Source organism: Variovorax boronicumulans NBRC 103145 (assembly GCF_001591345.1).
In the GTDB taxonomy this organism is placed as follows: domain Bacteria; phylum Pseudomonadota; class Gammaproteobacteria; order Burkholderiales; family Burkholderiaceae_C; genus Variovorax; species Variovorax boronicumulans.
The window spans coordinates 18,917-33,054 of record NZ_BCUS01000034.1 but is presented as its reverse complement, the minus strand read 5'-3'; the positions used below and the strand labels follow the sequence as shown (position 1 = coordinate 33,054).

Genomic DNA, 14,138 nt, shown 5'->3' with positions numbered 1-14,138 from the left:
CGCTCCGCCCCGACCGCGCCCGGCCCGCCTCAGTGTGCCGGGCGCTTCGCATTTCCGACACCACAGAGAACCACAACGTGCAAGCCTTCGAGCGCTACTTTCTCGCCGCCAACCGGTGGGCGCTGATCCTCCTGCTGGCGGCCATGTCCGTCATCATCTTCACCAACGTCGTGCTGCGCTACACCACGAACCAGTCGATCGAATGGGCCGAAGAGGTGTCGCGCCACATGATGATCTGGCTCACCTTCCTGGGCGCCGGGCCCGTGCTGCGCTACGGCGGCCACATCGCCGTCGAGAACCTGCAGGACGCCCTGCCCCGGCCCGCGGCCGTGGCGGTGCGCATCGTGGTGGCCGGGCTGCTGTTCGCCTTCTTCGGCTTCATGGTCTGGTACGGCTGGCTCTACATGGAACGCACGATGTTCCAGCTCACCGCCGTGACGCAGATTCCCTTCGCCTACATCTACAGCGCGATGCTGATCGGCGGCGTGCTGCTGATCGTGCACTGGCTGCTGGTGGTGCGCGGCTACGTGCTGAACCGCGAGTTCGCGTCCGACGCGCATTTCGACGCCAACGCGTCGGCCTCGCTGTAAGGAGAAGACCATGGATGCCAGCATTGTCCTGATCGTCTCCGCCTGCGTGTTCCTGGCCATCGGCGTGCCCGTGGCCTTCGCGCTCGGCCTGGCCACGGCCGCCACCCTGATCCTCGCGGAAAGCTATCCGCTGATGGTGCTGTTGAAGGAAACCTTCACCGGCATCGACAGCTTTCCGCTGATGGCCGTGCCCTTCTTCATCCTGGCCGCCGAGCTCATGAGCGGCGGCTCGCTCACCGAGGTGCTGCTGCGCTTCGCGGGCCAGTTCGTCGGCCACCGGCGCGGCGGGCTGGGCTACACCAATGTGGTGTCGCTGACCTTCTTCTCGGGCATCTCGGGCTCGGCGCTGGCCGACGCGGCCGGCCCCGGCTCGATGCTCATCAAGATGATGGACAAGGCCGGCTACGACCGCTCGTACGCGGCGGCGCTGACGGCCTCCACGGCCATCGTGGGGCCGATCATTCCGCCCTCGATCATCATGATCATCTACGCGCTGCAGGACGAGACCGTGTCGGTCGGCCAGCTGTTCGTGGCCGGCATCGTGCCGGGCATCCTGATCGCGGTGGCGATGTGCGTGGTGAACTTCTACGTCTCGAAGAAGCGCAACTACAAGGGCGACGGCCAGACGCCGCCGCTGCGCGAGATTCTCATCACGACCTGGAAGGCGATTCCTGCGATCCTGCTGCCGGTGGTGATCCTGGGCGGCATGCGCGCCGGCTGGTTCACGCCCACCGAGGCGTCAGTGGTGGCGGTGTTCTACGCGCTGGTGTGCGGCAAGTTCATCTACCGCACGCTCGAGTGGAAGATGCTGCCCGACATCCTGTCGCGCTCGGCCCTGCTGTCGGCGTCGGTGCTGATCATCATCGGGCTGTCGGCCTCGTTCGCGTGGGTGCTGACCATCGAGGGCATTCCGCAGCAGATGGCCGAATGGCTCATCAGCATGAACCTCTCGCCGTGGATGTTCCTGATCATCGTCAACGTGTTCCTGCTCTTGTTCGGCATCTTCATCGAGCCGCTGCCGGGCGTGATGGTGCTGGCGCCGATCCTTGCGCCGGTGGCGATCAAGCTGGGTGTCGACCCGGTGCACTTCGCGATGATCGTGATCTTCAACCTCACGCTGGGCATGATCACGCCGCCGGTGGGCGGGCTGCTGTTCGTGACCTGCAACGTGTCGAAGGTGCCGATGTCGGCGCTGGTGAAGGAGCTGGTGCCCTTCCTGTGGGCGCACGGCGCGGTGCTGATGCTGCTGACCTTCGTGCCGATGCTCAGCACCTGGCTGCCGCGCGCGCTCGGATTCAAGTAGCGGCGCAGGCCGCTCCCGCCCACGCCTTCACTCGCCTCAGGCCGGCGGGTGCAGGTACTGGCTCGGCGGCACGCCGAGCGTGCGGCGGAACATCGCGGTGAAGGCGCTCGGGCTCTCGTAGCCATGCGCCAGTGCCACCTCCAGGATCGACGCGCCCGCGGCCAGCCGCGGCAGGCTCAGCAGCAGCCGCGCCTGCCGGCACCACGCACCGAAGGTCATGCCGGTCTCGCGCTCGAACAGCCTCGCCAGCGTGCGCGCGTTCATGTGCAGCCGCGCGGCCCAGCCGTCGAGCGTGGCGGGCTGCGCGGGGTCGCGGATCAGCGCCTCGCACAGCGCGGCCAGGCGTGCGTGGCGCGGCATCGGCACATGCAGCGACAGCGCAGGCGCGGCCTCGATCTCGTCGAGGATCAGCTCCATCACGCGCTCGTCGCGCCCGCCCGGCGGGTAGTCCAGCGGCAGCGACACGGCCGCCACGATCAGCTCACGCAGCAACGCACCCACGTGGATCACGCGGCACTCGGCGCCCAGGTCGGCGCGCGTGCCGGGCTCGACGAAGACGGTGCGCATCTTCACCTCGCCCGCCATGCGGATCTGGTGCGTCATGCCCGGCGGCACCCAGACGCCGCGCCCCGGCGGCACCACCCAGCTGCCGGCCGCCGCGCCGACCATCATCACGCCCGAGATCGCGTGGATGAGCTGCCCGCGCCGGTGCGCATGCGGCGGAATGAAGGCGTCGCCCGCCGGATCAGTGGCCAGCACGGCCACGGCGCGCGGGGTCGATTCGCCCTCGTCGGGGCGCAGATTCAGTTTGTCCATTTCACGACGATGTTTGCACATTCGTAGCGAGAACATCTTTCCGTGTCTTCCTACGATGGCTTTTCCTCCCTTTTTCTCAAACCGGACATCGAAGAAAGAAGCCATCGCATGAACACGCGCCGACTCGGGCTGCTCACCGGCACCCATGCCGTCAACGACCTCTACCAGGGCCTCGTGCCCGCGCTGCTGCCCTTCATGGTGCTGGAGCGCGGCTACAGCTACACGGCCGTGAGCGGCCTGATGCTGGCGGCCACCGGGCTGTCGAGCGTGGTGCAGCCGCTGTTCGGCCTGTACGCCGACCGCCACCCGCGCGCCTGGCTGGTGCCCGTGGGCTTCCTGGTGGCGGCGCTGGGCGTGGTGCTGGCGGGCCTGAGCCAGAGCTACCTGCTGACCTGGATCGCGGTCGCGCTGTGCGGGCTGGGCATCGCGGCCTACCACCCGCCCGCCACCGTGGCCGCGCGCGCGGCCGGCGGCGCCTCGCAGAAGGCGATGAGCGTGTTCTCGGTGGGCGGCACCATCGGCGCCTCGTTCGCGCCCGTGCTGGCGGCCACGGTGGTCGGCGGCGGCAGCCTGTCGCGCAGCTACCTGCTGGGCATTCCCGCAGTGGCGATGGGCGTGGTGTGGGTCGCGGCGAATGCACGGCGCAGCGCGGCCGCCCACCACGCGGCCACCGCGGCGCGGGCCGCGCAGGCCCGCGCCGCGGTGCTCAAGCCGCACAACGACTGGCGCGCCTTCAGCCTGCTGGTGGCGACCATCGTGGGCTGGTCGATCCCGTACGTCACGGTGCTGTCGATGCTCTCGCTGCGCATCACGCGCGACCTGCACGGCAGCACCTTCCAGGGCGCCGCGGCGCTCACCGCCTTCACCGCCGCAGGGGCCGTGGGCACGCTGGCCGGCGGCTGGCTCGGCGACCGCATCGGGCGCATGGGCACGATCCGCTGCGGCTACCTGCTCGCGCTGCCGGCCATGGCGGGCCTCGTGCTCGCCTCCACGCCCGGCGCGGCGCTGGCCTGCACCGCGTGGCTCGGCATGAGCATGTTCCTGCCCTTCGCCGCGCAGGTGACGCTCGCGCAGGACTACCTGCCGCGCAACCCGGCCACCGCCAGCGGCATCACGCTCGGTCTCGCGCTCTCGGTCGGCGGGCTGGTGTCGCCGCTGTTCGGCCTGCTGTCGGATGCGCGCGGACTCGGCGTGACGCTCACGGTGGTGTTGTGCGTGCTGTGCGTCGCAACCGTGCTGGCCTTGCGGCTTCGCAATCGGACGGTGCAGGTGATGGCGGGCGAGGCTGCGGCGGCCTGAGTTCAACCCCGCACCTCTCGTGCGCAGGGCACCGGGTGCTTCCCGCAGCGAAATCAAGGAGGAGCCGAAGGCGGGGGACATTCGCGGAGGGAAGTACCCGGTGGCCTGTGCACACGCCCCGAACCACGGACCACCGAAATCCGTGGGCGATTCAACGCCGCACGCGCTCTCTTTCACTGCCAGAATCGACGCAAGCTTCGACGTCGAGCCTGACAGACAAGAAGAAGGAAAGAGAAGGACGCCATGCACCGAATCGTCGCCCAGGGCAGCAGCCTTGTCGCTGCCGGCTTGCTGGCCACCGCCGGTATCGCGGCCACGCCGGCCGCCGCGCCCGTTGCAGCCGTTGCACCAGCAGCCGCCCCCGCCAATCCCACCAATCCCGTCACCCACCTCGCCGAAGTGGAAACCGCCGTGCGCGCCTGGGCCGCCGCCTGGTCCGCGCGCGACGTGGAGCGCTACCTCGCCGCCTACGCGGCCGACTTCACCCCCGCGCGCGGCCAGACCCGCGAGCGCTGGGAGGCCGACCGGCGCGCCCGCATCACCGGCAAGTCGCGCATCAGCGTGGGCATCGAGGGGCTGGTGATCAGCGTCCAGGGCACCTCGGCCAGCGCGCAGTTCCGGCAGGTCTACCGCGCCGACGCGCTCACCGAGACCGACCGCAAGACGCTCGAACTGCAGCGCGTGGGCCCGCGCTGGCTGATCCGCAAGGAGAGCGCGGGCAACTGACGCGCACCGCCTTGTCCCTGTAAGGCAAATGGTTCACGAAGATGTCACCACTTGCAACGATGCTGCAGCCTTCGACCTCCGAAAGCTGTGGCCGCCATGTTCCCCACCAAGACCGAGAAGGCACGCGACGAACTCCAGGCCGGGCAGCGCACGCTCAGCCAGCGTGAGCGCGCCCTGCTGCTCATGGCCGACGGCCGGCGCTCGCTGACCGACTTCAGCCCGCTGTTCCCCAGCCGCGTCGAGGCCGAGCAGGCGATCCAGGGGCTGATGCAGCGCGGCTACCTGCAGGTCGCGCGCCCGGTCGCGCCGCCTCCCGCACCGGCCCCCACGCCCGTCCCCGCCGCCGAGCCGATCCAGGTCGCCACCTCGGCCGACAGCTTCGACGGCAAGCGCTCGCTGGCCACCACGCGCATGTTCCTGTTCGACATCTGCGAGCGCATGTTCGTGCGCCGCGACCCGCGCTTCGCCAACCAGATGCGCGACGCCCTGCGCGAGGCCCGCGACCGCGAGGCCATGCTGACCATCGCCGCGCTGATGCTCTCCGAGATCGAGAAAGCCGCCGGCCCCGAGCGCGCCGACTCGCTGCGCGAGCGCATCGACAAGCTGCTGCCGCCGGCAGAAACCGTGCACTGAGCCGCCGGCCCCGGCCCCGCGATCCACTACACTCGCCGGGTCAGGAGAGAGCCCCGCGCGACGGGGCCGCCGAAGGCGCAGGGGTTCCCCGAACGCTCAGGCAAAAGGACTGACAAGACGCCGGCAACCACCGGCGTTTCCTTGCTGGAGAGAGGCCGTGGCATTGCACGCGGCCCACCGAAGGAGCAAACCCCGATCGTGGGGCGAATCTCTCAGGTAAAGCGGACAGCAGGGGTGGCCCATGGCGTTGCAGCCATGGATTTCGACTGCCCCTTTGGAGTGCCCCGTGGCCGCTTCTTCCGCTTCCGCTTCTTCGGATACTCAACTTCTCAAGACCCCGCTGTACGACCTCCACGTGGAGCTCGGCGCCCGCATGGTGCCCTTCGCCGGCTACTCCATGCCCGTGCAGTACCCCGCCGGCCTCATGGCCGAGCACAAGCACACGCGCGACGCGGCCGGCCTGTTCGACATCTCGCACATGGGCCAGCTGCGCCTGGTCGGCCCCGACGCCGCCGCTGCATTCGAAACCCTGATGCCCGTCGACGTGGTCGACCTGCCCGCCGGCAAGCAGCGCTACGGCCTGCTGCTGAACGACGAGGGCGGCATCCTCGACGACCTGATGTTCTTCAACGAAGGCAATGGCTCGCTCTTCGTGATCGTGAACGGCGCCTGCAAAGTGGCCGACATCGCCCACATCCAGGACAAGATCGGCGCGCGCTGCCAGGTACAGCCCCTGCCCGACCACGCCCTGCTCGCACTGCAGGGCCCACAGGCCGCCGCCACGCTGGCGCGCCTGTCGCCGGGCATCGAGCGCTTCGTGTTCATGACCGGCGGCGCGGTGCAGATCGGCGGCATTGCCGCCTTCGTCACCCGCAGTGGCTACACCGGCGAAGACGGCTTCGAGATCTCGGTGGCCGCGAAAGACGCCGACGCCCTCGCCCGCCTGCTGCTCGCGCAGTCCGAAGTGAAGCCCGTCGGCCTGGGCGCGCGCAACTCGCTGCGGCTCGAAGCCGGCCTGTGCCTGTACGGCAACGACATCGACACCACCACCACCCCGGTCGAAGCCTCGCTCAACTGGGCGATCCAGAAGGTGCGCCGCGCCGGCGGCGCGCGCGAAGGCGGCTTCCCGGGCGCGGCCAAGGTGCTGGCCCAGCTGGCCGCCGTCGCCTCGGGCGCGGCCGGCCACACCGACCACAAGACGCTCACGCGCAAGCGCGTCGGCCTCGTGGCACTCGAACGCATCCCGGTGCGCGACGGCACGCTGCTGCAGTCGCTCGAAGGCCACGACATCGGCGCCGTCACCAGCGGCCTGCTCGGCCCCACGGCCGACCGCTGCGTGGCCATGGGCTACGTGGCCGCCGCCTTCGCCGAGCCCGGCACGCGCGTGCAGGCCATCGTGCGCGGCAAGCCCGTGCCGATGGAAGTCTCGACGATGCCTTTCGTGCCGACGCGCTACTACCGCGGCTGACCGACACTGAACACCGCAGACCCGGCTAGGCTCTGCACCCCGATTCCATTTTTTCCACGAGGAGTTTTTTCATGAGCATCAAATACACCAAGGACCACGAATGGGTGGCGGCCGAAGGCGGCGCCGCCACCGTCGGCATCACCGTGCATGCGCAGGACGCGCTAGGCGACGTGGTGTTCGTCGACCTGCCTGAAGTGGGCAAGACCTTCGCGCAGGGCGAGGTCGCCGGTGTGGTCGAGTCGGTGAAGGCCGCCGCCGATGTGTTCATGCCCGTGTCGGGCGAGATCACCGAAGTCAACGAAGCGCTGCGCGCCGACCCGTCGCTGGCCAACAGCGACCCGCTGGCCGCCGGCTGGTTCTTCAAGGTCAAGCTGAGCGAGCCCGCGCAGCTCGACGCCCTGCTCGACGCCGCCAGCTACGACAAGTTCGCCGCCGAATCCTGATCCGCTGAACCGCAGCTTCCTCGCACCTTCGTTCCTTCTCCCCCGAGCCTTCACCGCCATGCCGATTCCCGCCCTTCCCTCTTTGCAAGAACTAGAGAACGCCGAAGAATTCCTCGCCCGCCACATCGGCATCGATGCGGCGGACGAGGCGCACATGCTGCCGGTGATCGGCTCGGAAACGCGCGCGGAGCTCATCGACGGCATCGTGCCCGCGGCCATCCGCCGCGCCCGGCCGATGCGCCTGCCCGCGCCGGTCACCGAGGCCGACGCGCTGGCCGAGCTGAAGGCGCTGGCGTCGAAGAACAAGGTGTTCAGGAGCTTCATCGGCCAGGGCTACTACGGCACGCACACGCCGGGCGTGATCCTGCGCAACATCCTGGAGAACCCCGCCTGGTACACCGCCTACACGCCCTACCAGGCCGAGATCTCGCAGGGCCGCATGGAAGCCCTGCTCAACTTCCAGACGATGGTGTGCGACCTCACGGGCATGGCCATCGCCAACGCCTCGATGCTCGACGAGGCCACGGCCGCCGCCGAGGCCATGACGCTCGCCAAGCGCAGCGTGAAGAGCAAGAGCAACGTGTTCCTCGTGTCGGGGGACTGCCACCCGCAGACCATCGAAGTCATCAAGACCCGCGCCGCGCCGCTGGGCATCGAGGTCAAGGTGAGCACGGTGTCGGAAACGCTGCCGCACCTGATGGTGAGCGGCGAGTTCTTCGGTGTGCTCGCGCAGTACCCGGCCACCACCGGCCACGTGCACGACCTGCGCCCGCTCGCAGGGCACGCGCACCAGTGCGACGCCGCCTTCATCGTCGCGGCCGACCTGCTGGCGCTGACGCTGCTGGTCGCCCCCGGCGAGTTCGATGCCGACATCGTCTGCGGCACCACGCAGCGTTTCGGCATGCCGCTGTGCAACGGCGGCCCGCACGCCGCCTACCTGGCCTGCCGCGATTCGTTCAAGCGCTCGCTGCCCGGCCGCCTCGTCGGCGTGAGCGTCGACACGCACGGCCAGCCGGCCTACCGCCTTGCGCTGCAGACGCGCGAGCAGCACATCCGCCGCGAAAAGGCCACCTCGAACATCTGCACCGCGCAGGTGCTGCCGGCCGTGGTCGCCAGCATGTACGCCGTGTACCACGGCCCCGACGGCCTCACGCGCATCGCACAGCGCGTGGCCGTGCTCACCGCCATCCTCGCCAAGGGCCTGTCGCAGATGGGCCGCGAGCCGGTGAACACCACCGCCTTCGATTCGCTGACGATCCGCACCGGCGACGACACGGCCGCGATCATCGAACGCGCGCAGGCCGGCGGCGTCAACCTGCGCCAGCGCCTGCAGCAGCACCTGGGCATCTCGCTGGACGAAACCACCACGCGCGCCGACATCGAAACCCTGTGGGCCCTGTTCGTGCCCGCCGGCACCGCGATGCCGCGCTTCGACGAGCTGGCCGCCAGCACCACGCCGCTGATTCCCGAGGACCTGCGCCGCACCAGCGCCTTCCTCACGCACCCGGTGTTCAACACCCACAAGAGCGAAACGGCGATGCTGCGCTACATCCGCAGCCTGTCGGACAAGGACCTCGCGCTCGACCGCAGCATGATCCCGCTGGGCAGCTGCACCATGAAGCTCAACGCGACCAGCGAGATGATCCCCATCACCTGGCCCGAGTTCGCGAACATCCACCCCTTTGCGCCCGCCGACCAGCTGCAGGGCTACGCCCAGCTCGACGCGCAGCTGCGCGCCTGGCTGTGCGAGGCCACCGGCTACGCGGGCATCAGCCTGCAGCCCAACGCGGGCTCGCAGGGCGAGTACGCGGGCCTGCTGGCCATCAAGTCCTTCCATGAAGCCAAGGGCCAGGGCCACCGCAACATCTGCCTGATTCCCTCGTCGGCGCACGGCACCAACCCGGCCAGCGCCCAGATGGTGGGCCTGCAGGTGGTGGTGACGGCCTGCGACGCGCAAGGCAACGTCGACATGGACGACCTCAAGCGCGCCTGCGAGAAGCACAGCGCCCACCTGGCCGCCGTGATGATCACCTACCCCAGCACGCACGGCGTGTTCGAAACCCGCGTGAAGGAACTGTGCGAACTCGTGCATGAACATGGCGGCCGCGTGTACGTCGACGGCGCCAACATGAACGCGCTGGTCGGCGTGGCCGCGCCGGGCGAGTTCGGCGGCGACGTGAGCCACCTGAACCTGCACAAGACCTTCTGCATCCCGCACGGCGGTGGCGGCCCGGGCGTCGGTCCGGTCTGCGTGGTCGAAGACCTCGTGCCCTACCTGCCGGGCCATGCCACGGCCGGCGTGCCCTCGAACGGCGTGGGCGCCGTGTCGGCCGCGCCGCTGGGCAACGCGGCCGTGCTGCCGATCAGCTGGATGTACTGCCGCATGATGGGCGCCAAGGGCCTGCAGGCCGCGACCGAGACGGCCATCCTCAGCGCCAACTACATCAGCGCCCGCCTGAAGGACCACTACCCCACGCTGTACGCGAGCCCCAACGGCCACGTCGCGCACGAGTGCATCCTGGACCTGCGCCCGCTCAAGGACACCAGCGGCGTCACCGCCGAAGACGTGGCCAAGCGCCTGATCGACTACGGCTTCCACGCGCCCACGCTGAGCTTCCCCGTGCCCGGCACGCTGATGGTGGAGCCCACCGAAAGCGAACCGCTGGCCGAGCTCGACCGTTTCGTCGACGCGATGATCGCCATCCGCGGCGAGATCCGCCGCGTGGAAGAAGGCGTCTGGTCGAAGGACGACAACCCGCTCAAGCACGCGCCGCACACCGCCGCCAGCCTGCTCGGCACGGAGTGGAGCCACCCGTACTCGCGCGAACTCGGCGCGTTCCCGCTGGCCGAACTCAAGCAGGCCAAGTACTGGCCGCCGATCGGGCGCGTCGACAACGTCTACGGCGACCGCAACCTGTTCTGCAGCTGCGTGCCGGTGGGCGAGTACCAGGAAACCGAAGAGGCCTGACGAAGGCGCGGCGGCGCAGGCCGCCCGCCGCTCAGCCTTCGCGGCGGTACATCGCCCACTTCACGGTGAGCAGGTCCGCGGCGATCTTCGCGGCGTTCACGCCCGCGTAGGTTTCGGACGGATCGAACGCGAAGGCCGCCTGGTAGCGCTTGATGTGCGCGTAGTCCCGATCGAAGGTCATCGGGCCCATGAGTTCGGTCGGGTCGGTGCCGGCGGGAAGCGCCAGGAATTTCCCGGGGTCGGTGGTGCTCTGGTAAAGATCGACGCTCATCAGGTTCATGGCTTGCCCTCGAAGTCGTAGGCGCAAATCATCTCGACCCTTCGCGCGGCATGCAATCGGCCCGCGCCTACAGGGCGTGCAGGCGGGGCGCTGTCAGTGCATCGCGCCTCAGGGCTGCTTCTTCTTCGCGATCTCGCCGGTGGCGATCTGCGCGCGCAGCCCGCGCAGGCTGGCCTTCATCTTGCGCTCGTTCTCGGGCCCCATGCGCACCAGGATCTTCTGGCCGGCCGAGAGCGATTCGAGCTTCGGATCGGCGTACTCGTAGCGCACCCAGGGCCGCTGCGAGGGAATGTCGCCCTTCACCTCGACCAGCTTCACCTGCACCGGCCCCGTGGGTTCGGGGGCTTGCAGCAGGTGGTCGATCACGGCGATGAAGCGGTCGTTGAAATAGCGGCCCGGATAGCCCAGCTCTTCATATGCCTGCTGGAACAGCGGGTACAGCCGCGCATACACCGCCGCAGCCTTGGCCGGATCGACAGCCCCGGCCAGCATCACGATGCCGTTGTAGCGCGCGGCGTTGTTCACCGCGATGGTCTGCACGCCGCCCTGCTGCGGCCCCTCGGTGATGAAGCGCTGCGGCGCGGGCTGCACCGGCCACTTGCTGGCGGGTGCCTGCTCGCGCGGCAGGTTGTCGACCGTGGCGACGAAGCGCCGCACCACGCCGTCGGGCTGCAGGTAGGCCGCGACGGCCTTGCCGCCCAGCAATTCGGTGAGCGCCTTCATCACGCGCGCATCGGAACTGGCCAGTGCGGGCAGCGCGGCATCGGGCGGGGCCAGCGCCTCGACCGGGTTCTGCGGGCCCTTCGGCTCTTCGGCCTTGGGCGGCTCGGGGGGCGCGTCGGTCGGGGCGACGGCCACGGGCGCGGTCGGCAGCGGCGCCAGTTGCTGCTGCTGGTACCAGCGCCAGCCGAAATAAGCCGCCACCAGCACGACCAGCGCCAGGCCGACGATGGTGCCCATCGGCGCTTCCTTGCGGGGGCGGAATTCGGGGGTGTCGCGGGGGGAGTCGGCGTCGGACATGGGCGGTTTCCTTTTGCGGGATGGCAGTGGGGAGACGAAAGGCAATGGTGCACCAGGATGGCCTGCACGGCCCGCGCGATCGCCACGTTCTCGTAACCCCCTGTGACGCCCCACCCGCGCCGAAGTTCAGTCGCTCACGCTGTCACTCGCCGCCGATGCGCACCACGTGCGCCTCGCGCGGATCGACGCGGCCTGCGTGCAGGTCGGCGATCACGGCCTGCGCATGCGCGAAGCCGCGGCCCTGCGCCAGCGTCATCCAGCGGTTGCCCGGGCGGCTCAGCTCGGCGATGAAGCGGCCCTGCGCGTCGTTGAAGCGGCGGTTGACCTCCTGCGGGCCCCAGTCGACATTGCGCTTGCGGATCTGCACGGGCGCGAAGTAGAGCTTCGGCGTGGGGCCGGGCAGCGCGCTGGTGTCGCCGAGGAATTCAGTCTTCTGCGCCGAGCCCGCATAGCAGTCGTACACCAGCGATTCGCCGAAGTGGTGGTGCACGGTGGCGCGCAGCGCGTCGTGGCCCGCGAAGTCGACGTACAGCGTGGGCACGTCGGCCGCGAGCGTGGCGATCTCGCCGTAGGCCACCGTGCGGTCGTAGCAGCCCAGCGCCTCGACGAAGGCGCGGTTGCCTTCCGACGTGGCGGCGATCAGCTGCAGGCCCTCGCGGCGGCCGAGGCAGAAGGCCGTGCCGAACGCCGTCTTGCTCGAGGCGCTCGACACCACCACCTGCGTCGCGCCGAAGAAGCCGTTGTCTTCGAGGAAGTCGGCCAGCATGAACGAGGTGATGAACAGCGGACGCACCAGCATCTGGTAGTCCTCCAGCGCGGCGACGTAGCCCGCGTCGTGGCTGCAGCGCATGTACTGGTTGTAGGCCGACACCAGTTCGCTGCGGTGCGCCGCGCCGTCGTAGAAGCCGCGCGGCGTCACGCGCACCGGCTGCATGCGCAGGTGGCTCGCAATGGGAAAGTAGCCGTAGAAGCGCTCGCCCACCGCCACGCCTTCGACATTCGACGCCACCACGTCGGCAAAGCCCCAGGCCGGCATGTGGCCCCAGTCGGCGTCGCCGGTGGGAAAGAACTGCCAGTACTTCATCACCGCATCGCCGAAGGCCGCGTAGGTGATGTTGTTGGTGGTGAGCGAGAAGCGCTCGATCTGCATCAGCACCTGGCCCGGCTGCAAACTGCCGGCGTCTTCCGAAGTGACGATGCGGGTGGTCCCGAGTGCGTTCTTGCGCGTTTCGAGGCGGGTTAAAGTGAATGCGTTGTTCATTCGCAAACTGTAGGACGGCCCGCTTCGCCGCGGGTTCGGAAACCCGGTCCATGCCCGCCGCACCCCGCTCCAAGCCCCTGAAACGCCCCACGCAGGCGCGCGGCAAGTTCACCGTGCAGGCCATCTACGACGCCTTTGTTCGGATTTGGCGCACGCAGGGCTGGGAGGGCGTGACCACGCGCGCCGTGGCGCTCGAAACCGGCATCGCCGTCGGCACCTTCTACGACTACTTTCCCGACAAGGAAGCCCTGCTCTCGGGCTACGTGCGCCACTGCGTCGAGGCGCTGCTGGCGCGGCTCGACGAAGAGGTGATTACGCCACCGGACATCGACTGGCGCGAACGCACGCAGCGCCTCGTGCGCCTCACCTGCGACACGCGCATCGACGGCTTGCCCGCCTTCGACCACGAGATGCTGATGCTCGAGCACCGTGTGGCCGAGCCCAAGCACCACCGGCGCGTGTACGACGAGCTGCTCGCGCGCTGGACGCAGGCCTTCGCCGCCTGCCGCGACCTGCAGCCGGCGCCCTCGCCCGCCACCGTGCAGGCACTGCTGACCGCCGCCTGGGGCGGGCGCCGCTACCGGCTGCTGGTGCAGCCCGACACCATCGACGACGCGTGGGTCGACGAGATGGAAGCGATGGTCAGGGCGCGGCTGTTGGCGCGCTGAGCGCCTGCAGCCACGCCAACGTGCCCTGCAGCTCGGCCGGGCGGATCTCGTGCGCGCCCGGGAAGTCCGAGCCCGACAGCGCCAGCGGCAGCCCGCGCGCCAGCTCGCGCGTGGCCTGCGCGGCGCTCGGCGGAATCACGTTGTCGGCGCTGCCATGGCTCACCCACAGCGCCTTGCCCGCGAAGGCCTCGGGCGGCGCGATGTGCGGTACCACCTCGGGCAACAACCGGCTGTGCCACACCAGCGCGGCGCGCAGCTTCTCGGGCTGCGTGAGCAGCAGCGACAGCGACATGATCCCGCCCTGGCTGAAGCCGCCGACCACCACGCGCTCGGGCGGAATGCCCAGCTGCTGCGACGCCGACGCGACCATCTCGCCGATGAGGAAGCGGCTTTCGCGCTCCTGTTCCTCGTCGATGCGGCGCCCGCCGTCGGCCAGCACCTGGAACTCGAACCACGCGTAGGAACCGGGCGACAGCACATACGGCGCGCGCAGGCTCAGCACGTGGAACTGCGGCGGCATCATGCGCGCCAGGCCGAACAGGTCCTGCTCGTTGCTGCCCACGCCGTGCATCAGCACGAGCAGCCAGGGTTCAGGGCCGCCCGAGGGTGCGGGATGGTGCAGGAACTGCAGGGGCAGATGGAGCGATGTCATGGGTCGGAAGT

14 protein-coding genes and 2 riboswitches are annotated in these 14,138 nt (G+C 69.4%); of the genes, 9 read left to right on the top strand and 5 right to left on the bottom strand.

Annotated features, from left to right (window positions below; genetic code table 11):
* Positions 1-77 precede the first annotated feature (77 nt).
* Both VBO01S_RS12395 and VBO01S_RS12390 read left to right on the top strand, forming a co-directional pair.
* Positions 78-590 carry a TRAP transporter small permease gene (locus VBO01S_RS12395; protein ID WP_062474469.1) on the top strand — a complete coding sequence of 171 codons (513 nt, stop codon included), beginning with the start codon at positions 78-80 and terminating at the stop codon, positions 588-590.
* A gap of 10 nt (positions 591-600) precedes the next feature.
* Positions 601-1,893: a TRAP transporter large permease gene (locus VBO01S_RS12390; RefSeq protein ID WP_062474420.1), complete on the top strand. Its 1,293-nt coding sequence runs from the start codon at positions 601-603 to the stop codon at positions 1,891-1,893.
* A gap of 36 nt (positions 1,894-1,929) precedes the next feature.
* Here the strand turns inward: VBO01S_RS12390 and VBO01S_RS12385 are convergent, their stop codons facing one another.
* Positions 1,930-2,709 carry an AraC family transcriptional regulator gene (locus tag VBO01S_RS12385; RefSeq protein WP_062474418.1) on the bottom strand — a complete coding sequence of 260 codons (780 nt, stop codon included), beginning with the start codon at positions 2,707-2,709 and terminating at the stop codon, positions 1,930-1,932.
* Between the two features lie 108 nt (positions 2,710-2,817).
* On the opposite strand from VBO01S_RS12385, the gene VBO01S_RS12380 reads away from it, so the two are divergent.
* From VBO01S_RS12380 to gcvP, 6 genes are all read left to right on the top strand, one after another.
* Positions 2,818-4,008 (top strand): MFS transporter, encoded by a 1,191-nt coding sequence (locus tag VBO01S_RS12380; RefSeq protein ID WP_062474416.1) that lies wholly within the window; start codon positions 2,818-2,820, stop codon positions 4,006-4,008.
* Positions 4,009-4,251: 243 nt separating this feature from the next.
* Positions 4,252-4,734 (top strand): L,D-transpeptidase Cds6 family protein, encoded by a 483-nt coding sequence (locus VBO01S_RS12375; RefSeq protein ID WP_062474414.1) that lies wholly within the window; start codon positions 4,252-4,254, stop codon positions 4,732-4,734.
* A gap of 96 nt (positions 4,735-4,830) precedes the next feature.
* Positions 4,831-5,367 (top strand): hypothetical protein, encoded by a 537-nt coding sequence (locus tag VBO01S_RS12370; protein ID WP_062474467.1) that lies wholly within the window; start codon positions 4,831-4,833, stop codon positions 5,365-5,367.
* Between the two features lie 31 nt (positions 5,368-5,398).
* A riboswitch (glycine riboswitch) is annotated at positions 5,399-5,489 on the top strand.
* A 12-nt stretch (positions 5,490-5,501) separates the two neighbouring features.
* A riboswitch (glycine riboswitch) is annotated at positions 5,502-5,606 on the top strand.
* Between the two features lie 47 nt (positions 5,607-5,653).
* Positions 5,654-6,835 (top strand): glycine cleavage system aminomethyltransferase GcvT, encoded by a 1,182-nt coding sequence (gene gcvT / locus VBO01S_RS12365; protein WP_442267802.1) that lies wholly within the window; start codon positions 5,654-5,656, stop codon positions 6,833-6,835.
* Positions 6,836-6,906: 71 nt separating this feature from the next.
* Positions 6,907-7,278 (top strand): glycine cleavage system protein GcvH, encoded by a 372-nt coding sequence (gene gcvH / locus VBO01S_RS12360; RefSeq protein ID WP_062474411.1) that lies wholly within the window; start codon positions 6,907-6,909, stop codon positions 7,276-7,278.
* Between the two features lie 58 nt (positions 7,279-7,336).
* Positions 7,337-10,246 (top strand): aminomethyl-transferring glycine dehydrogenase, encoded by a 2,910-nt coding sequence (gene gcvP, locus VBO01S_RS12355; protein WP_062474409.1) that lies wholly within the window; start codon positions 7,337-7,339, stop codon positions 10,244-10,246.
* Positions 10,247-10,277: 31 nt separating this feature from the next.
* Here gcvP and VBO01S_RS12350 read toward each other — a convergent pair whose 3' ends face one another.
* The 3 genes from VBO01S_RS12350 to VBO01S_RS12340 all read right to left on the bottom strand — a co-directional run bounded on the left by VBO01S_RS12350 (position 10,278) and on the right by VBO01S_RS12340 (position 12,807).
* Positions 10,278-10,526: a hypothetical protein gene (locus tag VBO01S_RS12350; protein ID WP_062474407.1), complete on the bottom strand. Its 249-nt coding sequence runs from the start codon at positions 10,524-10,526 to the stop codon at positions 10,278-10,280.
* Between the two features lie 108 nt (positions 10,527-10,634).
* The gene (locus VBO01S_RS12345; RefSeq protein ID WP_062474405.1) at positions 10,635-11,546 is read right to left on the bottom strand and encodes a DUF3014 domain-containing protein; all 912 of its coding nucleotides are present in this window, start codon (positions 11,544-11,546) and stop codon (positions 10,635-10,637) included.
* A gap of 142 nt (positions 11,547-11,688) precedes the next feature.
* A complete protein-coding gene (locus VBO01S_RS12340) occupies positions 11,689-12,807 on the bottom strand; it encodes a DUF2855 family protein (RefSeq protein WP_062474404.1) in 1,119 nt (372 codons plus the stop codon).
* A 50-nt stretch (positions 12,808-12,857) separates the two neighbouring features.
* Here VBO01S_RS12340 and VBO01S_RS12335 point away from each other — a divergent pair, with 50 nt between their 5' ends.
* Complete coding sequence (locus tag VBO01S_RS12335; protein WP_174543655.1) at positions 12,858-13,475, top strand: TetR/AcrR family transcriptional regulator; 618 nt, start codon at positions 12,858-12,860, stop codon at positions 13,473-13,475.
* Here VBO01S_RS12335 and VBO01S_RS12330 read toward each other — a convergent pair.
* Complete coding sequence (locus tag VBO01S_RS12330; RefSeq protein ID WP_062474402.1) at positions 13,450-14,127, bottom strand: alpha/beta hydrolase; 678 nt, start codon at positions 14,125-14,127, stop codon at positions 13,450-13,452. The genes VBO01S_RS12335 and VBO01S_RS12330 overlap by 26 nt on opposite strands.
* Between the last annotated feature and the right edge of the window lie 11 nt (positions 14,128-14,138).